This window comes from Streptomyces sp. NPDC032161 (assembly GCF_040636995.1).
Lineage (GTDB): Bacteria > Actinomycetota > Actinomycetes > Streptomycetales > Streptomycetaceae > Streptomyces.
Map to the genome: position 1 here is coordinate 108,248 of NZ_JBEZVN010000001.1, position 20,739 is coordinate 128,986.

Below are 20,739 nucleotides of genomic sequence, written 5' to 3' on the forward strand. Positions count from 1 at the left end.
TCGAAAGGCGGCGCCGCTCCTGCGGCCGGCCGCGGTCCGCCCGGGGCGTCACGCCGCACCGGCCTTCACCGGGGCACCTCGCGGAATACCGGTCCGCAGCTCCAGCGCCACCGCGACATCGGACGCCTCCGGGCGGTCGGCGCCGCGCAGATCGGCCACCGTCCACGCCACTCTGAGGACCCGGTCCAGGCCCCGGGCGGTGAGCAGCCCGCGCTCCATGTCCCGTTCCGCCTCCAGGAGCGCGCCCGGTGCCGAGGTCAGCCGGGTGCGCAGCTCATGACCGGGGACCTCGCTGTTGGTGCCCCATCCCGTACCCGCCAGGCGGTGCCCCGCCCGCGCCCTGGCCTCCCGGACCCGGTCGGCGACGACGGCCGTCGACTCCCCTCTGCCGCCGTGCCCCATCAGGTCCTCGCGCCCGACCCGGTCGACGGACACCCGCAGATCCACCCGGTCGAGCAGGGGGCCGGAGAGCCTCGCCCGGTAACGCCGGACCGCCGAGGGCGGGCATTCGCAGCCGGCACCGCCGAGGGAGTGCCGGCCGCACGGGCAGGGGTTGGCAGCCAGCACCAGCAGGAATCTCGCGGGCAGCCGCACCACTCCGGCGCTCCGCGCCACCACCACATGCCCGGACTCCAACGGCTGGCGCAACGCGTCCAGCACCCGCACCGAGAATTCCGGGGCCTCATCCAGAAAGAGGATGCCCCGATGGGCCAGGGAGACCGCGCCGGGCCGCGGCAGACCGTTGCCCCCGCCGACCAGCGACTGCATCGTCGCGGAGTGGTGCGGCGCGCAGTACGGCGCGCGGGTGACCAGCGGCTCCCCCGGCGGCAGGAGCCCCGCCACGGAGTGCACGGCGGTGACCTCCAGGGCCTCCGTCCTGGTCAGCTCCGGCAGGATGGCGGGCAGCCGCTCGGCCAGCATCGTCTTGCCCGCGCCCGGCGGGCCGGTGAGCATCAGATGGTGGCCGCCCGCCGCGGCGACCTCCAGTGCCCTGCGGGGCAGCTCCTGTCCCGCGACGTCCGCGAGATCCGGCACGCCGCCGTCGCCCCGGCCGGAGCCTCGGACGAGGCCGGTGCCGGTGCCGGTTCCGGCGCCGGGCACCAGCAGCCCGGCCAGCATCGTGTCCGGGCGCCCCTCGTCGTCGTTCCTCGGTTCGTCCGGCACCGGCTCGTCGCAGAGCACCGCGATCAGCTGCCGCAGACTCCGTACCCCGAGCACCGAGACGCCGGGCACCAGCGCCGCTTCCCCCGCGGTCTGCTCGGGCACCACGACCTGGCGGTAACCGGCCTCCGCCGCGGCCAGCACGGCGGGCAGCACGCCCCGGACCGGCCGCACCCGGCCGTCGAGGCCGAGCTCCCCGATCATCACCACATCGGCGATGGACGCCGGGTCGATCCGCTCCGCCGCCCCCAGCACCGCGCAGGCCACCGCCAGGTCGAAGCCCGAGCCGCCCTTGGGCACGGAGGCCGGCGAGAGCCCGACCGTGAGTTTCTTCTGCGGCCATTCGGCCCCGGAGTTCACCACCGCGGCCCTGACCCTGTCCCGGCTCTCCACCAGGCTCTTGTCCGGCAGGCCCACCAGGGTGAACGCCGCCACCCCCGCCTCCAGGTCCGCCTGGACCTCCACCACCACGCCCTCGACGCCCACCAGCGCCACCGAGCACGCCCGCGCGAACCCCATCAGGCCACCCCCCGCACGTGCTCCACGACGGGTGCCCCGCGCCGGGGCAGCACCACCCCGACCAGGTCGATCCTGACCCCGCCGGACGGCCCGCCGTGCCGGTGCAGCCAGACCTCCGCAAGATGGCGCAGCCGTTCCGCCTTGGCCGGGGTGACGGCGGCCATCGGGTGCTCGAACGGCCCCGCTCTGCGCGTCTTCACCTCGCACAGCACGAGCACGTCGCCGTCCAGCGCGACGATGTCGATCTCACCGGCGCGACAGCGCCAGTTCCGTTCCCGTACGGACATGCCGGCGTCGGTCAGCAGCCGTGCCGCCAGATCCTCGCCGTACCGCCCGAGCGCTCCCCGTGCGTTCATGTCGGAACCACCTCCGGGACCGACTCTGACGTGTCCGGCCCCGGCCTGTGGATCTTGGTGGACAACTCCGGGATTGTGGATATCCCGGCCACTCGTGCGAGGGAATCAACCCCGGAGAGGGATCACGGTCCCACGGAACGGGCAGTTCCTGAAACGGGCAGTTCCTGAAACGGGCAGTTCCTGAAACGCGCGGTCCCCGCCGAGGACGAGCTCTCGTCGGGGACGAAACCCTGGGCGGGGACGTTCTCCGCGCGAGGGTCCCTCGCGGACAGCCCCGGCCCCTGGGAGGAGCAGGATCAGCCGCCCCCCGGAGAGCGGGCTCAGCCGCCCGGGAGTTCGAGATCGCTCTTGTTGAGCTCCTCGATGTTGACGTCCTTGAACGTCAACACGCGTACCTGCTTGACGAAGCGGGCGGGCCGGTACATGTCCCAGACCCAGGCGTCCGCCATCGACACTTCGAAGAACACCTCTCCCTGGACCGAGTGCACCTGCATCTCGTAGTCGTTGGTGAGGTAGAAGCGCCGTTCGGTCTCGATCACGAATTTGAACAGACCGACGACGTCTCGGTACTCCCGGTAGAGCTTCAGCTCCATCTCGGTCTCGTACTTTTCGAGGTCCTCGGCGCTCATTGGCATGTTCCCCTTCAGCCGTGCGTCCCCCTATTGTGCGCCAGGACCCGGCTCCCCCGGGCGCTCAGGCGAATTCGGGGGACAGAACCACTGGCGTACGCGGAGGACCCTCGTCGAGCAGCGTGCGCAGCAGCTCGGCGAGTCTGGTCGGGTACACCGTCTCACGCGCCGCCGACAGTTCGGCGGAGGTCCACCATCTCAGCCCCGCGACGCTGCGCTGTTCCAGCCCGGTCAGCCCACGGGTGTCGGTGGCGGTCTGCGTCGTACGGGCCAGGTAGTACCACTCGTCCTGCTCCCAACGGCGCCCGTCGAAGGGGAACGAGCACATCCGCCGCCAGAGCAGCGGGCCCAGCCGGACATCACTGATACCGGTCTCCTCCGCGAGCTCGCGCAGCGCGGCCTGCTCCCGGGTCTCCTCGCCCTCCAGGCCGCCGCCCGGGGTGAACCACCAGGTGGACGTGGGGTCCGCCGGTTCGTATCCGTGGATCAGGAGGATCCGGTCCTCGGGATCCAGCAACACCACACGGGCGACCTTCCGCTTCTCAACGCACATCCGTCTCTGTCCCTTCCCGCTGCTCCGCTGCCGACCGCGTCTCCTGTACCGACCGCTCCCCCCGAGCCGATCGTCGCTTCCGGGCCACGTGTGCGGACCGCGCCGCGATCGGGCCGTACGCGGCGCCGCCGAGGATGAGCACCATGCCCGCCACGACGGCGGTCAGCTGCAGGCGCAGAGGGCCGGGCGACGAGACTCCGCCGGGCAGCGCGGCGAAGGCCGCCGGCCGCTCGACCATGCCGTCCATCGGCCAGGCGATGGCGTCGACCCGGGCTCGTACCGCGCCCCGCGGCACGGAGCCCTGTCCCGGGTCGTCCAGATGGACCCGCGAGTCGAGGGAGGACCGGCGTTCGTCGCCGAGCAGAAAGAGCTGCCCCTTGGGCACGTCGGCCGAGAAGCTGTTCCCCGAAGCGGGCTCCCGCCCCTGCAGATACGATTCCTCAACGGCCTGGCCGTTAATGGTGAGCCGGCCCTTGTCGCAACAGGCGATCGTGTCCCCGTCGATTCCGACGACCCGCTTCACCATCGGCATGTCGCCCCAGGTCTGATCGGTGAAGACCACCACGTCGCCGCGGCGCACCTCGTCGCCGTCGATCCTCTGGGCCAGCACCCGATCACCGGCGTGCACCGTCGGCGTCATGGACTCGGTCGGCACCGTGTACGGCTGGTACACCACGGCTCCCCAGGCGAATCCGCCGAGGAAGAGCACACAGCCGACGGCCGCGGCCAGCCCCGACAGCGTGCTGCCGAGCCGCCCGCGGCCGTCGCCCGTACGTCCTGTTCCACTCATCCCAGCGTCCCTCCCCGTCGGAGATCGGCAATCGCTGATCCGAGTCGGCACCCTACCCGGCGGTACGCCCCCTGGTCAGCCTCCTGCGGCGCCACAGGACGAGGGGCACGGCACCGGCCAGGCCGAGTGCTCCGGGAGCCAGGCTCATCGCCGTGCTCACCGTCGTGTTGATCCCGGGCTGGTCGAAGGTCTTCGGGACGGGCAGGGTCGCCCAGCGGTTGATCGGCCACGCCACGACGATGGCGCGTCCGACGACCTCGTCGTTGGAGACCGTGCCGCCTCCGGGCAGCTCCTGGTGGTAGCGGGAGTCGAGGGAGTTCTGGCGGTGGTCGCCCATCACCCAGATCCGGCCCTCGGGAACCATGATCGGACCGAACGGCTCGTCGTTGCAGGGGGTGTTCCCCGGGAAGATGTAGGACTTGTCGTCGAGGGCCTTGCCGTTGACCACGACCGGGCCGTCCTTCTTGCACTCGACCGTGTCGCCGCCGACCGCGATGACCCTCTTGATCAGGTCCTTCTCCTCGGCGGACGGCATCAGTCCGATGAAGCTGAGGAACTTCTGCACCACGTTCGGCTCGGGTGCCTGGGTGTCCTCCAGCCAGCCGCCCGGGTCGTGGAAGACCACGACCTCGCCGCGTTCCGGTTCCGCGCCGAACCAGGGCGTCAGCTTGTCGACCAGCACCCGGTCGCCCCGTTGCAGCGTGTTCTGCATCGAATCCGAGGGGATCGAGAACGCCTGCACCAGAAACGTCTTGATCAGCAGCGCGAGAACAAGTGCGATGCCGATGAGCAGGGGCAGCTCCTTCCAGAAGGAGCGCGGCTTCTGCTGTCCCGTACCACCGCCCGAGGAGTCGCCGTCAGTCCCCGCTCGGTCCGCCGCCGCCCCGTCGGACCCGACGTTCTCCGGCCGGTCCTCGGGTTCGTGTCCGGATCGTGCGCCGACCGCCAAGTCCCCCACATCCACTCCTTACTCCGTGCCACCGCCCGCGTCCCAGCCGACGCAGGCCCACCACTCCCATAACGAGCGGGAGTTCCGCAGGGGTCGGGAGAGGGATCACTCCGTCGGGATCCCTGGACGACACACTATTCGACGGGCCCGATACCCGGGCCGTCCCGGCGCGCGCGTCAGGTACCGAGTCGAATGTCGCCGGTTCGTCCAGCTTTCGCCAGTGGGAGAAGGGCCAGGCGATCACCACGGCCCGTCCCACGACGCTGTTCTCGGACACCGTGCCGCGCTCCGGCTCGTCCAGGTGATAGCGGGAATCGGCCGAATCCGAACGGTGGTCGCCCATCACGAAGATCCGCCCGGCCGGAACCTTTACCTCGAATTTGATGAGGGAGGGCGGGTTGCCGGGGTGCAGATAGGGCTCGTCGAGCGGTACGCCGTTGACGGTGATCCGGCCGTCCTCGCCGCAGCACCTCACCGTGTCGCCGCCGACCGCGACCACGCGTTTGATCAGGTCCTGTTCGTCGTCGGACGGCACCAGTCCGACGAACGTCAGCGCCTGCTTCACCTGCGCCACGACGACGGGCGCGTCCTTCTCGGCGGTGTCCTCCTGCCGCAGCCAGCCGCCCGGGTCCTCGAAGACGACCACGTCACCACGCTCGGGCCGGGAGCCGAACCACGGCGTCAGCTTGTCCACCAGCACCCGGTCGCCGATCCGGATGGTCTGTTCCATCGATCCCGTGGGGATCACGAAGGCCTGCACCAGGAAGGTCTTGAGGACGAGCGCGATCAGCAGGGCCACGAGGACGAGCAGCGGGATCTCCCGGACGGCCGCCCCGCGCCGTCGCCGCCGGACCCTGCGGGCCCGCTTCCGGCGCTCCGCCCTGGTCGGCAGGGGGTGTGCGGGCGCAGAAGGTATACCGTCCGGGCCCGATGCCTCCGGACCGTCGCCGTCCCGTGGTCGGCCGCGGTCACCCATGGGCTCCACCCGTCGGTGCCCGTACGCCGGTGAAGGCGCCGCTGCCCGGCAGTGAGCCCGTCCGGCCCGGCGGCCAGCCGATCCAGTCCACCCGGCCGACCACCATGTCGACCGGGACCATGCCGCCGCCGGGATCACCCAGATGGTCGCGCGAGTCGCGGGAGCGGGAACGGTGGTCGCCCATCATCCACAGCGTGCCGTCGGGGACGACGATGTCGAAGCGCACCCGGGACGGCTCGTCCCCCGGGTGCAGGTACTCCTCCGTGACGGAGCTGCCGTTGACCTCGATCCGCCCGCGCCGGTCGCAGCAGACCACCCGGTCCCCTCCCACGCCCACCACCCGCTTCACGTAGTCGGTCTCGGCGGGCTCCGCCAGCCCCAGGGACGCCGCCGCTCCGTGCAGCAGACCCGTGACCGGATTCTGCCTCGGTGGTTCGCGGACGAAGGATCCGGTGCCGTCGAAGACCACCACGTCACCGCGGCTCGGTGCGGAGCCGAAGCGATACGCCAGCTTGTTCACCAGCACCCGGTCGCCCACTTCGAGGGTGGGTTCCATCGAGCCGCTCGGAATGAGATAGGGCTGCACCACGAAGGTGCTCAGGAGCAACACGAAGACCGCGCAGACCGCTCCGGTCACGGCGGTGCGCCGCCATGACATCGAGGCGGTCAGCCGGGAGATACGCGCGAAGCGCGGCCGTCCCTCCGACCCTGTTGCGGGTGCGGAGGAGCGGTCGCGCTCCGAGGGCCTGGCTTCCGTGTCCATCGGGGCCAGAGCTTAACCGGCCGGCCTGTGGACCCGGGAGTCGGTTCAGTTGTCGCGCTTCTCCTTGATCTTCGCGGCCTTGCCGCGCAGCTCACGGAGGTAGTACAGCTTGGCGCGACGGACGTCACCGCGGGTGACGAGCTCGATCTTCTCGAAGATCGGGCTGTGCACCGGGAAGGTGCGCTCGACGCCGACGCTGAAGGAGACCTTGCGGACCGTGAAGGTCTCGCTGACACCGGCGCCCTGGCGGCGGATGACGACGCCCTTGAACTGCTGGATACGGGAGCGGTTGCCCTCGATCACTCGCACGTGGACGTTGACGGTGTCACCGGGGCGGAACGCCGGGATGTCGGTACGCAGCGACGCGGCGTTGACGTCATCGAGCAGGGAAGCCATTTTGTCTGCTTTCTTCGCCGATGCCACAGGTCATCGACGGAAGGTCGTGAGGATGGGATGCCGCGCGCGCCGGACGGGCGTCTGGATCGCTCCCCCGCGTACGGAGGAGGCGGGGGCCGTTCCCCCTGTGGCAGGGGCGCACGCCGGACGCACAGCAGCGGCCTATTCTTCCACGGCCTCGGGTCTGCGCCAAAATCGGCCCCCGGGTTCCGGGGACCAGCCGAGGATGGAGAGGATCTCGCGGTCCTTCCTGTCGAAGCCGCTCGCCTCGCAGCGCTCGATGAGGTCGGGCCGGTTGAGCGCGGTGCGGCGGAACGCCTCGTCCCGGCGCCAGCGCGCGATCCTGCCGTGGTGACCGCTGAGCAGGACTTCCGGGACGCTCCGGCCGCGCCACTCGGGCGGCTTGGTGTAGACGGGCCCTTCCAGCAGGTTGGCCATCGCGCCGGGGGCGAAGGAGTCGTCCTGGTGCGACTCCGCGTTGCCGAGCACTCCGGGCAGCAGCCGGGCCACCGCCTCCGTGATCACCAGCACCGCGGCTTCCCCGCCGGCCAGCACGTAGTCGCCGATGGACACCTCGACGACCGGTATGCGGGTCGCGTACTCGTCCATCACCCGTCGGTCGATGCCCTCGTAGCGGGCCGGGGTGAAAATCAGCCACGGCCGCTCGGAGAGCTCGACGGCGAGTTCCTGGGTGAACGGACGGCCGCTGGGCGTGGGCACCACGAGCACCGGGGCGTGCGCCCCCGCCTCGTAACCGCTCGCGAGGACGTCGTCCAGTGCGTCCCCCCAGGGCTCGGTCTTCATGACCATGCCGGGGCCGCCGCCGTACGGGGTGTCGTCGACCGTGTTGTGCCGGTCGTACGTCCAGCCCCGCAGATCGTGGACGTGCACGTCGAGCCGGCCGCGGGCGCGGGCCTTGCCGACCAGGGAGACGTTCAGCGGTTCCAGGTACTCGGGAAAGATCGTGACGACGTCGAGACGCATCAGGCGTCCTCTCCGGAGCCGGACGCCCGGGTCCCGTCGACTCCGGTTCCGTCCTTCCGGACCTCGTCCGCCGCGTCCTCGTCGCGCGAGGAGGCGATCACGGCCTGGGTCTCGTCGATCAGTCCCGGCGGCGGAGCGATCACCGCGCGCTGCTCCTCCAGATCGATCTCGGTGACGATCTCCTCGACGAACGGGATCATCACCTCGCCCCCGTCCGGACGCTCCACGATGAGCAGGTCCTGGGACGGCAGATGCGTGATCTCGACGATCCGGCCGATCTCCGTGCCGTCGGCGAGGACGACGTCGAGGTCGATCAGCTGGTGGTCGTAGAACTCCTCGGGGTCCTCGGGGAGCTCGGCCGGGTCGACCTCGGCGATCAGGAGCGTGTTGCGCAGCGCCTCGGCGGCGTTGCGGTCGCGCACACCCTCGAAGCGCAGCAGCAGCCGCCCGCTGTGCACCCGGCCGGTCTCGATCGTCAGCGGTCCGGCGGAGGCCGGATCGGTGGCGAGCACGGCCCCCGGTGCGAGCCTCAGCTCCGGCTCGTCCGTACGCACCTCGACCGTGACCTCGCCCTTGATGCCATGGGCACGGCCGATCCGCGCGACTACCAACTGCACCTTGTGTTTCTCCTGTCCCTACGACCCTGTTCCACCCGACCCCGTCCCACGACGCCCCGCCCCCTGTCGTACGACGACGGGCCGGGGCGGGCGTATGGCCCTCCCCGGCCCGTGCCGGTGTTCAACTCTCTCAGCGAACCTGGTCCACATCGACGAGGTCGACGCGGATACCACGACCGCCGATGGCGCCCACGACGGTACGCAGCGCGCGTGCGGTGCGGCCGTTGCGGCCGATCACCTTGCCGAGGTCATCGGGGTGGACCCGGACCTCCAGCACGCGACCGCGGCGCAGGTTGCGCGAGGCGACCTGCACGTCGTCGGGGTTGTCGACGATGCCCTTCACGAGGTGCTCGAGAGCCTCCTCGAGCATGCTCAGGCCTCGGTCGACTCGGCGGGAGCGGCCGCGTCAGCAGCCTCGTCCGCCTTCTTGTCGGACTTCTTCGCCTTCTGCGTGATGGCCTCGCCCTTGGCCTCCTCGCCGTCGCCCAGGCTCTCGAAGAGGGCCCGCTTGTCGGCCTTCGGCTCCGGCTGCAGCAGCGGCGCGGGGGCCGGGAGACCCTTGTGGGCCTGCCAGTCACCGGTGAGCTTCAGGATCGCGAGAACCGGCTCGGTCGGCTGGGCGCCGACGGAGAGCCAGTAACGCGCACGCTCCGAGTTGACCTCGATGCGCGAGGGGTTCTGCACCGGGTGGTACAGGCCGATCTCCTCGATGGCCCGGCCGTCACGGCGGGTACGGGAGTCGGCGACGACGATGCGGTAGTGAGGCGAACGGATCTTGCCCAGACGCTTCAGCTTGATCTTGACTGCCACGGGAGTGGTGTCTCCTGGTCTATGACGTGATTGGGCACGACGAAATGCCACGTGGGGTTGCGGTACTCGGGTGCCCGATGGACGCGTCAGCCGGAGGAGAGAGGGGTCCTGTGCGGCTGTCGAGTACAGCTAGCCATTGTGCCACACCCCATGAGGTCACCTCACAGCGACCGCCGGTTCCGGAATACGGAACGGCTTTCCGCATCCTCCGCAGACGATCGGCGCCTGCGCCAGGACCGACGGGACGACCCGCACGTTGCGACCGCAGTCGCAGACGGCCTTGACGCGGACACCTCCTCCGGAGGAGCCGTGCCGGGCGGCGGGCCCGCGGAACGAACGCTTGGTGTCGGCGGCGGTGGCGACGGTGTGCGCCTTGAGGGCGCGCTGCAGCCGCTCGATCGTCGGGCGGTACCGGCGCTTGGCCTCGGGATTGAGCGTGACCAGCGAGAAGCCGCTGCTGGGGTGGGGCTCCTCGGCGTGGTCGAGACCCAGTTCCTCGGCGATCGCGAGGAATCGACGGTTGTGATAACGGCCGGCCCGCGAGGTGTCACGCACACCTCGCGCGGCGGCGATGCCATGGACTGCCTCGTGCAGCAGTCGCTCGAATGAGAGTTCGGCGCCACAGGCGGACGAGGACTCTCCGATCAGGGACTCGGGAGCGGCGAGATCCGGCAGCTCGGGGTGGTACCGCTGAATGTCGGCCCACGCCTGCGCCAGCTCCGCGGCAAGTACAGGTGGTGTCGTGCTCACGTCGTGACAACGAGCGCGAGTGCCCCGGTGTTCCGATTCCGGGCCATCCCAAATAATTTGCACGTACCAGTCAGTTGCCGTTGATGCGTCCTGACGAGGGCGGGTGCGCAGATCTGCGGAGAACTCTCACAGCTCACGCCAAGGTGGTACGTAGCGACTCGTACGCCTGGACGCGTAGACGGGTGTGTAGACGGCAACCGTACGCGGGCCGCCTGGCGGCCTCCGAGGCGGGTGCGTGTTCCCTGGACGGGTACGGCGCCGCCGACGGGCGCACCGGCGACGAGGAGTAGCCGTCGGCCGGGCGGGTGTGCGCCGACGGCGCGGCGTCCTCGACGTGCCCGGTTCCGCGTGTCGGGTAAGACTGGGTGAGGAACGGGCAACAGGCGTACGGAACACCCGCTTTCCGGTGTTCGCCTGTGGGCGCCCGTCGTCGGCGCCCGCGCGCCGACGGGGCGTGCCGCGCCGCGTGCCCTCGACGAGGAGGCCGCCTCCCGGAGGCGAGTGGCGGGCGCGCGGTTCCCCGGCCCGCGGAGGGCGGCGCGGACGGACGCGACGGGGGCACCACTCGGGCACGACCGATCGGACAGGACCGACCTCTCGGCGGATTGGGGCGCTTCCATGACACGTACGCTCGTCCGGCACCACGGCCACGCGGACACGGCCGGCACGGTGGCCCCCGGTACTCGCGCCCGGGACTGGGCCGAGATCCAGGAGCGGATGCTCGCACCGCTGTACGAGGCGGTCTACGAGCGGCTCGAAGTGGGAAAGGGCACCCGATTGCTCTCCCTCGGCTGCGGCTCCGGTCTCGCGCTGCTGATCGCCGCCGCGCGCGGGGCGCGGGTCACCGGCGTCGACGCCGACCCGGACCGGCTGGAGCTCGCACGGGCCCGGCTGCTGCCCGATGCGTCGGGCGACGAGGGCCCCGGCACGGCGCGGCATCGGCTCGTGGCCGGTGATCCCTCGGAGGCGACCCCGCTGGACGGAACGCCGTACGACCTGATCACGGCGTTCACCCCGCTCGGGTGCTCGGACGGCGACGACGAGCGGCTCGTGGCGACGCTGCGCGCCGCCGTACCACTGGCCGCCCGGGGAAGCGCGGTCGTCCTGACCGGGTGGGGTCCGCCGGAGCGGTGCGCGACGGCGCCGGTGCTGCGGGTGGCGGGCCGGGGTTCCGACGGGGGCCGGGCGTCACGTTCCGGCGGCTGGCGTCCGCCGCGCCGGGACGACCTCGAAGAAGTGGCGTTCCGGGCGGGTCTGATGCCGGACGGTTCCGGGAGGGTGGCGTGCCCGTTCGGTTACGCGGACATGGAGAGCGCGGTCCGGGGACTGCTGTCCACCCGGCTGTTCGACAGGGCGGTGCGGGCGAGGGACCGGCGCCGGGTGGAGAGCGAGGTGGCGCGGGCCCTGCGTCCGCACCGGCGGCGGGACGGCAGCGTCTGGATGCCGAACGTCTTCCGCTATCTCGTGTGCACCGTCTGAGGCCGCTGTCCTGCCCGCGCGCGGCTACGACCTGCTGGACGTGTCCTGTCGCATCCTCCGAGGCGTCGGCCTCCCGCGCCTCCGAAGGGTCTCCCCCCTTCTGCACGCCGCCGCCCGTGCGCGGTCCCATCCGTACGCCTCCGTACGCGGGCCGGGGCGTCTTGAAACCTCGTCCCCCCGCACACGTCCGGGTGGTGGCGGTCGCTATTCGCCCAGGCGGGTGATGCCCGCTGCCTGGTACGCCTCGGCCTCGTCCAGGGTCTCGTTCGCCAGCAGGGCATCGGCCAGCGCGTCCAGCCGGTCCCGGTTCTCGCGCAGCAGCCCGCACGCCGCCTCGTAGCACTCGTCGACGATGCGCCGCATCTCGCCGTCCACGGCGTCCAGCGTCGCGGGGGCGGCCGACAGTCCGTACGCCTGCGGGCGTCGGCCGGGATGGCCGTCAGTCTGCCGGCCCTGGGGCTCATGCCCCAGCGGCCGACCATGCCCCGGGCCAGTCGGGTGACCTGCTCCAGGTCGCTCTCGGCGCCGGTGGTGATGACTCCGAAGACGACCTGTTCGGCGGCCATCCCGCCGAGCGCGCCGATGATCCGGCCGCGCAGATACTCCTCCGTGTACGCGTACTTGTCGGCCTCCGGTGTGGAGAGGGTGACGCCCAGGGCCCGGCCGCGCGGCACGATGGTGACCTTGCGGACCGGGTCCGCCCCCGGCTGGACCATGCCGAGCAGGGCGTGGCCGCTCTCGTGGTACGCGGTCCTGCGGCGTTCCTCGTCGGACATGACCAGCGAGCGTTCGGCACCGAGCTGGATCTTCTCCAGGGCGTCCGAGATGTCGGAACGGTTCACCTCGGCCTGCCCGCGCTTGACGGCGAGCAGCGCGGCCTCGTTGGCCAGGTTGGCGAGATCGGCGCCGGTCATGCCGGGGGTCGTGGTGGCCACCTGGCCCAGGTCCACGTTGTCGGCAAGCGGGATCCGGCGGGTGTGGATCTCCAGGATCGCCTCCCTGCCGTTCCGGTCGGGCGGGCTGGCCTGGACGATCCGGTCGAAGCGGCCGGGCCGGGTCAGGGCGGGGGCGAGGACGTCCGCGCGGTTGGTGGCGGCGAGGACGACGACGCCCTCGGAGCCGGAGAAGCCGTCCATCTCGGTGAGGATCTGGTTCAGTGTCTGCTCGCGCTCGTCGTGGCCGCCCATGCCGGCGCCGCCTCCCCGGGCCCGCCCGATGGTGTCGATCTCGTCGATGAAGACGATCGCGGGGGCGACCTTGCGCGCTTCCTCGAACAGTTCCCGGACCCGGCTCGCGCCGACGCCGACGATCATCTCGATGAACTCGGAGGCCGACGCCGAGAAGAACGGCACCCCCGCCTCGCCCGCGACGGCCCGGGCGAGCAGGGTCTTGCCGGTGCCGGGCGGTCCGACGAGGAGCACGCCCCCGGGCATCCGGGCGCCCATCCTCCGGTACGCCTGAGGGTTCTTCAGGAAGTCCACGACGTCGTCGAGTTCGCCCTCGACCTCGTCGATCCCGGCCACGTCCTTGAAGGTGGTGCGCTTGTCGGCCTCCAGTGCGACGGGCTTGGGCGGGGCCTTGCGGCCGAGGCCGCCGAGCCCGCCGCCCATGCCCCGGGCCATCCGCCGGGCGAAGAACACCCAGAGCAGCACGAGCAGCAGCATCGGGGCCAGCGAGATCAGCAGGTTCGCGAGGAAGCTCCGCTGGTGCACGACGGGCTCGGCCGTGACCGTGACATCGCTCCTGACCAGTTCGGCCCAGAGGTTGTCGTCCGCGAAGGCGGGGCGCTGGGTGACGAACCTGGTGTACTTGTGGTCGGTCCCCGGGGCCTTCGCCTCCTTCTTGAGCTGCCCCTCGATGGCATCGCCCTTGGAGTAGATCTTGGCCACGTTCCCCGAGGTGACCTGCTTGCTGAACTCCGTGTAGGAGATCGACCGTTCCCCTGCGCCATTGAAGAAGGACAGCACCAGGTTGGCGAGCAGGTAGACGGCGAGCGCGGTCAGCAGCAGCCCGCCCCAGCCTCCCGGCATCTTCCGGCCCTGCGGCGGGGGCGGCGGGGCGCCCTCGGATTCCAGGAGTCGTTCGCTGGAAACCGGGGTCGGCGGGCGCCCCTCGCGTACGGGCCGTCGCACGGCCCGCGTCCACAATCGGCGGTGCGGTCAGCCCATGAACTTCTTGAACTCGTCCGGCAGCTCGAAGCCCTTGTCCCCCGGGGCCGGAAGGCCGGGCGCACCGCCCTGCGCGGCCTGGGCGCGACGGGCGGCGGCGGCCTGCTCCTCGGCCTTGCGCTTCATCGGGTTGCCGCTCTTGCGCTTGCCCTTGGCCTGCTTGACCTGCTTCTTCTGACGGCCGGGGCCACCACCCATGCCGGGCATCCCCGGCATACCGGGCATACCGCCGCCCTGCGCCATCTTCGACATCATCTTGCGCGCCTCGAAGAACCGCTCCACCAGGTTCTTCACCGCGCTGACCTCGACGCCGGAACCCTTGGCGATGCGCGCCCGGCGCGAGCCGTTGATGATCGTCGGCTCGGCCCGCTCCTTCGGGGTCATCGACTTGATGATCGCGGCGGTGCGGTCCACGTCGCGCTCGTCGATGTTGTTGATCTGGTCCTTGATCTGACCCATGCCGGGCAGCATCCCGAGCAGCTTGGAGATGGAGCCCATCTTCCTGACCTGTTCCATCTGGGCCAGGAAGTCGTCGAGCGTGAAGTCCTGCCCCTTCTTGGACGCCAGCTTGGAGGCCATCTTGGCGGCCTCTTCCTGGCTGAAGGTCTTCTCCGCCTGCTCGATCAGGGTGAGCAGGTCACCCATGTCGAGGATGCGGGACGCCATGCGGTCGGGGTGGAAGGCGTCGAAGTCGTCGAGCTTCTCACCGTTCGACGCGAACATGATCTGCTTGCCCGTGACATGGGCGATCGACAGGGCCGCACCACCGCGGGCGTCGCCGTCGAGCTTGGAGAGCACCACGCCGTCGAAGCCGACGCCGTCGCGGAACGCCTCGGCGGTGTTGACCGCGTCCTGACCGATCATCGCGTCGACGACGAAGAGGATCTCGTCGGGGCTGACGGCGTCACGGATGTCCGCGGCCTGCTGCATCAGCTCCTGGTCGATGCCGAGACGGCCGGCGGTGTCGACGATCACGACGTCGTACTGCTTGGACCGGGCGTGCTCGATCGAGTCCTTGGCGACCTGGACCGGGTCGCCGACGCCGTTGCCCGGCTCGGGGGCGTACACCGCGACACCGGCGCGGTCGGCGACGACGCTGAGCTGGTTGACGGCGTTGGGGCGCTGGAGGTCACAGGCGACGAGCAGCGGGGAGTGGCCCTGGCCCTTGAGCCAGCGGCCGAGCTTTCCGGCCAGGGTGGTCTTACCGGCACCCTGGAGACCCGCGAGCATGATCACGGTCGGCGGGTTCTTGGCGAACCGCAGCCGCCGGGTCTCGCCACCGAGGATGGAGACGAGCTCCTCGTTGACGATCTTGACGACCTGCTGGGCCGGGTTCAGCGCCTGGGAGACCTCGGCGCCGCGCGCCCGCTCCTTCACGTTGGCGATGAAGGCCCGGACGACGGGGAGGGCGACGTCCGCTTCGAGCAGGGCGATACGGATCTCGCGTGCCGTGGCGTCGATGTCCGCCTCGGACAAGCGGCCCTTGCCCCGGAGGTTCTTGAAAGTCGCGCTAAGACGGTCGGAGAGAGTATCGAACACGGCGCTCGTCGGTCCTCGGGGTCGGGGGCATAGCAGATCGCTCTCTAGAGTATCCGGCTCGGGCAAGCGGCAGCCCTTGCCCGCCCTCTCCGGCCGACGAGGGCCGCGGCGCGGCGGTGGCGGGGAGCGGTGTCCGCCCCGGCGGGGAGCGGGATGTCCGCACCGGGCGCGCACGCAGTGGACGGTGATCGACGCCGGAACGTCCTGCGGCCGACGGGGAACATGTCCATCGGCACTCGCCCGGTGTCCACCCGGACGAGCACGCCGTCCACGCGGGCGAGCATGCCGTCCACGCGGGCGAGCATGCCGTCCACGCGGGCGAGCGCGCTCCCCCATGTCTCAGCGCAAGGCGTCCTCCAGAGCCTTCGCGAGGGTCGCCGCCTCCTCGTCCGCCAGCACCGAGCCGTCCTCCCGTGTGACGTAGACCGTGTCCACCGCGTTCGCCCCCAGCGTCGACACACGCGCGCCGCGAACCCGCACCGCGCTCCCCTCGAGCGCGCGGCCGATCCGGTGCAGCAGCCCGGGGGCGTCCTGTGCCCGCACCTCGATCACCGTCGCCAGCCGTGAGGCGGCCGGCGCGACCGTCACCCTGGGCGGCGGGGCCTGTGCCCCGCGCCGCCTCGGCCGGGCGGCCTCGCGTTCGGCCAGGCGGGCGCCGAGGTCCAGGCCGCCGTCCAGGGCCCGTACGAGATCGGCGCGGAGCCGGGCGGCCTGCGGCAGCGAGCCGTACTCGGCCGCGACCCGCCAGCGCAGCAGGAGCAGGCGCGGGCCGCCGGGTGCGCCGACGGCGGCCTCGGCGACCCCGGCGGGGAGTTCCAGGGTGCGCAGGTCGGCGGCGCGCACGGTGAGCCGGTGCAGAGCGAGGACGCCCGCGGTGGCGGGAAGCACGCCGGGGCGGTCGGGCAGGACGACGAGGAGTTCGGCACCGACCGGTTCCGGTGTGCCGTCCGGATCACGTGCGTGGCCCCGGGCCGGATCGGCGTCCGGATGCGGTGTGCCGCCCCGAACCGGTTCGCCCTCCCGGACCGGGGCCCCTGTCCGGGCGTGCAGGGCGAGGGCGGGCCCGCCGGTGCGCAGGGTCTCGACGGCGAGCCGTTCCTCCTCGGCGCCGGGCCCGACGGGTTCCGGTTCCTCGGGTTCCCGGCCGGCGAGCACGGCGGCGACGCGCCCGACGAGGTCGTCGACGAGCTGGGCGCGCCAGGCGGACCAGGCGGCGGGGCCGGTGGCGAGGGCGTCCGCCTCCGTGAGGGCGTGCAGGAGCTCCAGGGTGGACGGGGTGGGGACGGCCTCGGCGACGGAGCGGACGGTCGCGGGGTCGTCGAGGTCGCGCCGGGTCGCGGTCCCGACGAGCAGCAGGTGATGGCGTACGAGAGTGGCGATCACGCCCACGTCGTGCCGGTCGAATCCGATCCGGGCCGCCGTGTCGCGGGCGATGACCTCACCGGTGACCGAATGGTCGCCCGGCCGGCCCTTGCCGATGTCGTGCAGGAGCGCGGCGACGAGCAGGAGGTCGGGCCGTCCGACGCGCCGGGCGAGCGAGGAGGCCCGGACCGCCGTCTCGACGAGGTGGCGGTCGACGGTCCAGGTGTGGACGGGGTTGCGCTGGGGGCGGCAGCGGACACGTTCCCAGTCCGGGAGCAGTCGGCCGATCAGCCCCTCGGCTTCGAGCGCCTCCCAGACGGGGACGGCGGCCTCGCCCGCGCCGAGGAGGATGACGAGTTCCTCGCGGGCCTCGGCCGGCCAGGGCACCGGGAGCGGGCGGGCGGTGGCGGCGAGGCGGCGTACGGCGTGCCGGGAGAGCACGAGCCCGGAACGGGCCGCCGCCGCGGCGGCGCGCAACGGCAGCACCGGGTCGCGTTCGGGGCGGGCTGTCCGGGCGAGGACGGCCTCGCCATCGGCCTCGACCACGCCGTCGGCGAGCGGGGTGCGCTCGGTCCCCGCGGGCCTGCCGCCGTTGAGGAGGGCACGCGGCCGGGGGCGGGCGGAGCGGGCGCGCAGGACGCGGTCGACCTCGCGCCAGGTGGTGTCCGCCGCGTACGAGACCGTGCCGGCGGCCTCGTACACCTGCCGGAGCAGGGCGTCGGCGTCGAGGAGTCCGAGGGCGGCGGCGACCTGGTCCTGTTCCTGGAGGGCGAGGCGGTCGGTGGCGCGGCCGGTGGCGAGGTGGAGTGCGTCCCTGGTGTCGAGGAGGACGCGGCGGGCCCCGGCGAGGCCCTCGCGCGGGGCGTCGGCGATCCACGAGGCGGCCACGGCCCGCAGGGCGGTGAGGTCGCGCAGACCGCCGCGCGACTCCTTGAGGTCGGGTTCGAGGAGGAAGCGCAGCTCGCCGTGGCGTTCGGCCCGTGCGCGGCAGAGTTCGGCGAGGGCGGGGAGCCGCCCGGGAGCCTGATCGCGCCAGTCGGCGAGGACCGCGGTGCGCAGGGCGGCGACGAGGCCCGGGTCCCCGGCGACCGGCCGGGCGTCCAGCAGTCCGAGCTGGACCCTGAGGTCCCGGCCGGCCGTCCGGCGGGCTTCCGCGGGGGTGCGTACGGAGTGGTCGAGCGCGATGCCGAGGTCCCAGACGGGGTACCAGAGGTGGTCGGCGAGGGCGGCGACGGCTCCGGCGTCGGCCCTGCCGTCGTGCAGGAGCAGCAGATCGAGGTCGCTGCGCGGGGAGAGTTCGCCGCGTCCGTAGCCGCCGACCGCGACGAGGGCGGCGCCCCCGACGCCGGTCCGCCCGGTGGCGGTGGTGAACAGCGCGGTGAGCCAGTCGTCGGTGAGCGACGCGAGGGCGGTGCGGCGCCGCGGCCCGGACCGCTCCGCCGCCCGGAGGAGGCGCAGCCGGGCCGCCGCGTAGCCGCCGTGCCCCGAGGCCGTGGGTGCGATGGTCGCGTCGGTGGTCGCATCGGTGGTTGCACCGGCGTTCACGTCGGGGGTCGCTTCGGTGCTCGTCATCCGGGTGCCTTTCGTTTCGGGGCCCCGGGGAGGCCGTGCGGGCCGCCCCGGGGTCCGGGCCGGTCCCGGGCGGTGTGCGCCCGGTCCTCGGCCGGCCGGAACGCGCCCCAGCACGCGTCCGGTCGGAGATGGTCCGTTCAGAGCGCGTCCGGGCCGCGTTCGCCCGTCCGGACCCGGACGGCGGTGTCGACCGGCACGCTCCAGACCTTGCCGTCACCGATCTTGCCGGTCCGGGCCGCCTTCACCACGACGTCGATGAGCTGTTCGGCGTCGTCGTCCTCGACGAGGACCTCGATGCGGATCTTGGGGACGAGGTCGACGGTGTACTCGGCGCCTCGGTAGACCTCGGTGTGGCCGCGCTGCCGTCCGTATCCGCTGGCCTCCGTGACCGTGAGTCCCTGGACGCCGAAGGCGTGCAGGGCCTCCTTGATCTCGTCGAGCCGGTGCGGTTTCACGACCGCCGTGATGAGCTTCATGCGTCCACCTTCCTGGTGTGCGCTACCGCCGTGGAGCCGGATCCCGGGGCCGTGGCCGTGGCCGTGGCTGCGGCGCGCGGCGACGTTCCGCCGCCCGCACCACCGAAGTCGTAGGCGGTCTCGGCGTGTTCGGCCCGGTCGATACCGGAGATCTCGTCGTCCTCGCCGACCCGCATCCCGATCGTCCGGTCCAGGAGGAAGGCCAGGGCCGCGGAGACGACCAGGGAGTACGCGAGGACGGAGAAGACCCCGACGGCCTGCTTGCCGAGCTGTTCGAGGCCACCGCCGTAGAAGAGGCCCTTGGCGTGGGACTGGACGCCGCCGGTGGCGAAGAGACCGACGAGGAGGGAGCCGACGACACCGCCGACGAGGTGGACGCCCACGACGTCCAGGGAGTCGTCGTAGCCGAACCGGTACTTCAGGCCGACGGCCGTGGCGCACAGCACCCCGGCGACGGCCCCGACCGCGAGGGCACCGAGCGGGCTGACGGCGCCGCCGGACGGTGTGATGGCGACGAGGCCCGCGACCGCGCCGGAGGCCGCGCCGAGCGTGGTGAAGGAGCCGTGGCGGAGCTTCTCGTAAGCGAGCCAGGAAAGCATCGCGGCGGCGGCGGCGACCTGGGTGTTGACGAACATGACCGCGGCGACGCCGTCGTCGTTGCCCAGCCACGATCCGGCGTTGAAGCCGAACCAGCCGAACCAGAGCAGTCCGGCGCCGAGCATCACCAGCGGCAGGCTGTGCGGCCGCATCGGGTCCTTCGCGAAGCCGACGCGCCTGCCGATGACGAGGACGACGCCGAGGGCGGCGGCGCCCGCGTTGATGTGGACGGCCGTACCGCCCGCGAAGTCGATGACGCCCATCTCGTAGAGCCAGCCGCCCGAGCCCCAGACCCAGTGGGCCACGGGGAAGTACACGACGGAGGCCCACAGCGTGATGAACAGGGCCCAGGAGGTGAACTTCACCCGGTCGGCGAGGGCGCCGCTGATCAGTGCCGGGGTGATGACGGCGAACATCAGCTGGAAGACGGCGAAGACGTACACGGGGATGGTGCGGCCGTCCCAGAGCCGGTTCGGGCCGATCCCGCTCAGACCCACGTAGTCCGAGGCCCAGCCGACGACCGAACCGACGTCGTTGCCGAAGGCGACACTGAACCCGTAGAGCACCCACAGGACGGTGACGATCCCGAGGCTGATGAAGCTCATCATCAGCATGTTGAGGGTGCTCTTGACGCGGACCATTCCGCCGTAGAAGAAGGCCAGGGCCGGGGTCATGAGCATCACCAGGGCCGAGCAGATGAGCATGAACCCGGTGTTGGCGGCAGACAGGCTCGGGGGGTCTGCGGCGAGCGTCGTGATGCCTGGGGGCATCGGCGCCTCCTCGTCGTCGGAGCGGCCGCGGCGCGACGGACGGGCCGTGTGCGCGACCGCTGGGAAGGACCCGTGCGGGACCGTCGGGAAGGCCGCGTGCGGGACCGCCGGGAAGGACAGGTGCGGACCGCGGGGAGGGTGCGGGCCGTCGTTGCACCACGAGATTCGCCCGGCGCGGTTTCCGGCGATGCCGCACGGTGTTTCACGGCGGTGACGAACGGGTCCGGTGTGTTAAGTCCCCATGAACCGCCGATGGCGCCCGCGCCCCGGGTACGTGCGACGCCCGACGCCGCACACGGGCCGCTCCGGCGCCCGCGAGCAGGGCCCGGCCGGACCCTTCCGTGTTCCGCCGGGCTCACTCACCGGCTTCGCGCGCCGGTCTCCCGTGCGCGCGCCTCGCGTCGGCTTCCGCACCAGGGGCGGGAACGCGAACCGGCCACGCCGACCGCCCCGCGACTTGGCGATTGGGGGAGCCGAAGTCGATGTGTGCGGGGCGGCCGTCGTGGCCGGTGTCCGGGGCGTC

Annotated in this window: 19 protein-coding genes and 1 pseudogene; 1 reads left to right on the plus strand and 19 read right to left on the minus strand. The window is 72.0% G+C overall.

What is annotated here, in order from left to right:
• Positions 1–48: 48 nt before the first annotated feature.
• The 14 genes from AB0E67_RS00430 to AB0E67_RS00495 form a co-directional block, all read right to left on the minus strand.
• Entirely contained in the window at positions 49–1,680 is a 1,632-nt protein-coding gene (locus AB0E67_RS00430) for a YifB family Mg chelatase-like AAA ATPase (RefSeq protein WP_362019011.1), read from the minus strand.
• The gene (locus tag AB0E67_RS00435; RefSeq protein WP_351629591.1) at positions 1,680–2,036 is read right to left on the minus strand and encodes a YraN family protein; all 357 of its coding nucleotides are present in this window, start codon (positions 2,034–2,036) and stop codon (positions 1,680–1,682) included. The genes AB0E67_RS00430 and AB0E67_RS00435 overlap by 1 nt, the downstream gene beginning before the upstream one ends.
• 320 nt (positions 2,037–2,356) lie before the next feature.
• Positions 2,357–2,665, minus strand: a complete 309-nt coding sequence (locus AB0E67_RS00440; protein WP_043444228.1) for a DUF2469 domain-containing protein — start codon at positions 2,663–2,665, stop codon at positions 2,357–2,359.
• A gap of 64 nt (positions 2,666–2,729) precedes the next feature.
• Positions 2,730–3,218 (minus strand): NUDIX hydrolase, encoded by a 489-nt coding sequence (locus AB0E67_RS00445; RefSeq protein WP_362019015.1) that lies wholly within the window; start codon positions 3,216–3,218, stop codon positions 2,730–2,732.
• Complete coding sequence (gene lepB / locus AB0E67_RS00450; protein ID WP_362019018.1) at positions 3,208–4,008, minus strand: signal peptidase I; 801 nt, start codon at positions 4,006–4,008, stop codon at positions 3,208–3,210. The genes AB0E67_RS00445 and lepB (AB0E67_RS00450) overlap by 11 nt, the downstream gene beginning before the upstream one ends.
• Positions 4,009–4,060: 52 nt before the next feature.
• A complete protein-coding gene (gene lepB / locus AB0E67_RS00455) occupies positions 4,061–4,957 on the minus strand; it encodes a signal peptidase I (protein WP_362021322.1) in 897 nt (298 codons plus the stop codon).
• Positions 4,866–5,933: a signal peptidase I gene (lepB, locus tag AB0E67_RS00460; protein ID WP_362019021.1), complete on the minus strand. Its 1,068-nt coding sequence runs from the start codon at positions 5,931–5,933 to the stop codon at positions 4,866–4,868. The genes lepB (AB0E67_RS00455) and lepB (AB0E67_RS00460) overlap by 92 nt, the downstream gene beginning before the upstream one ends.
• The gene (gene lepB / locus AB0E67_RS00465; protein WP_362019024.1) at positions 5,926–6,696 is read right to left on the minus strand and encodes a signal peptidase I; all 771 of its coding nucleotides are present in this window, start codon (positions 6,694–6,696) and stop codon (positions 5,926–5,928) included. Before lepB (AB0E67_RS00465) ends, lepB (AB0E67_RS00460) begins: the two co-directional genes overlap by 8 nt.
• 45 nt (positions 6,697–6,741) lie before the next feature.
• Positions 6,742–7,092, minus strand: coding sequence for a 50S ribosomal protein L19 (gene rplS / locus AB0E67_RS00470; protein WP_148839582.1), 351 nt, complete (start codon positions 7,090–7,092; stop codon positions 6,742–6,744).
• A 162-nt stretch (positions 7,093–7,254) separates the two neighbouring features.
• Positions 7,255–8,076: a tRNA (guanosine(37)-N1)-methyltransferase TrmD gene (gene trmD / locus AB0E67_RS00475; RefSeq protein ID WP_362019028.1), complete on the minus strand. Its 822-nt coding sequence runs from the start codon at positions 8,074–8,076 to the stop codon at positions 7,255–7,257.
• Positions 8,076–8,693 carry a ribosome maturation factor RimM gene (rimM, locus tag AB0E67_RS00480; protein ID WP_362019031.1) on the minus strand — a complete coding sequence of 206 codons (618 nt, stop codon included), beginning with the start codon at positions 8,691–8,693 and terminating at the stop codon, positions 8,076–8,078. The genes trmD and rimM overlap by 1 nt, the downstream gene beginning before the upstream one ends.
• Before the next feature lie 130 nt (positions 8,694–8,823).
• Entirely contained in the window at positions 8,824–9,063 is a 240-nt protein-coding gene (locus AB0E67_RS00485; RefSeq protein ID WP_005311361.1) for an RNA-binding protein, read from the minus strand.
• 2 nt (positions 9,064–9,065) lie between these two features.
• Positions 9,066–9,503 carry a 30S ribosomal protein S16 gene (gene rpsP, locus AB0E67_RS00490; RefSeq protein WP_073784878.1) on the minus strand — a complete coding sequence of 146 codons (438 nt, stop codon included), beginning with the start codon at positions 9,501–9,503 and terminating at the stop codon, positions 9,066–9,068.
• Positions 9,504–9,659: 156 nt separating this feature from the next.
• Positions 9,660–10,253: a hypothetical protein gene (locus AB0E67_RS00495; protein ID WP_073784876.1), complete on the minus strand. Its 594-nt coding sequence runs from the start codon at positions 10,251–10,253 to the stop codon at positions 9,660–9,662.
• A gap of 618 nt (positions 10,254–10,871) precedes the next feature.
• On the opposite strand from AB0E67_RS00495, the gene AB0E67_RS00500 reads away from it, so the two are divergent.
• Entirely contained in the window at positions 10,872–11,732 is an 861-nt protein-coding gene (locus tag AB0E67_RS00500) for a class I SAM-dependent methyltransferase (protein ID WP_362019034.1), read from the plus strand.
• 204 nt (positions 11,733–11,936) lie between these two features.
• Here the strand turns inward: AB0E67_RS00500 and ftsH are convergent.
• From ftsH to AB0E67_RS00525, 5 genes and pseudogenes are all read right to left on the minus strand, one after another.
• A pseudogene (ftsH, locus tag AB0E67_RS00505) lies at positions 11,937–13,762 on the minus strand (ATP-dependent zinc metalloprotease FtsH).
• 129 nt (positions 13,763–13,891) lie between these two features.
• Positions 13,892–15,439 carry a signal recognition particle protein gene (gene ffh, locus AB0E67_RS00510; RefSeq protein ID WP_360104065.1) on the minus strand — a complete coding sequence of 516 codons (1,548 nt, stop codon included), beginning with the start codon at positions 15,437–15,439 and terminating at the stop codon, positions 13,892–13,894.
• A 339-nt stretch (positions 15,440–15,778) separates the two neighbouring features.
• Positions 15,779–18,373: a [protein-PII] uridylyltransferase gene (locus AB0E67_RS00515; RefSeq protein WP_362019036.1), complete on the minus strand. Its 2,595-nt coding sequence runs from the start codon at positions 18,371–18,373 to the stop codon at positions 15,779–15,781.
• Positions 18,374–18,510: 137 nt separating this feature from the next.
• Complete coding sequence (locus tag AB0E67_RS00520; RefSeq protein WP_362019039.1) at positions 18,511–18,849, minus strand: P-II family nitrogen regulator; 339 nt, start codon at positions 18,847–18,849, stop codon at positions 18,511–18,513.
• Positions 18,846–20,216: an ammonium transporter gene (locus tag AB0E67_RS00525; RefSeq protein WP_362019042.1), complete on the minus strand. Its 1,371-nt coding sequence runs from the start codon at positions 20,214–20,216 to the stop codon at positions 18,846–18,848. Before AB0E67_RS00525 ends, AB0E67_RS00520 begins: the two co-directional genes overlap by 4 nt.
• Positions 20,217–20,739: the final 523 nt, after the last annotated feature.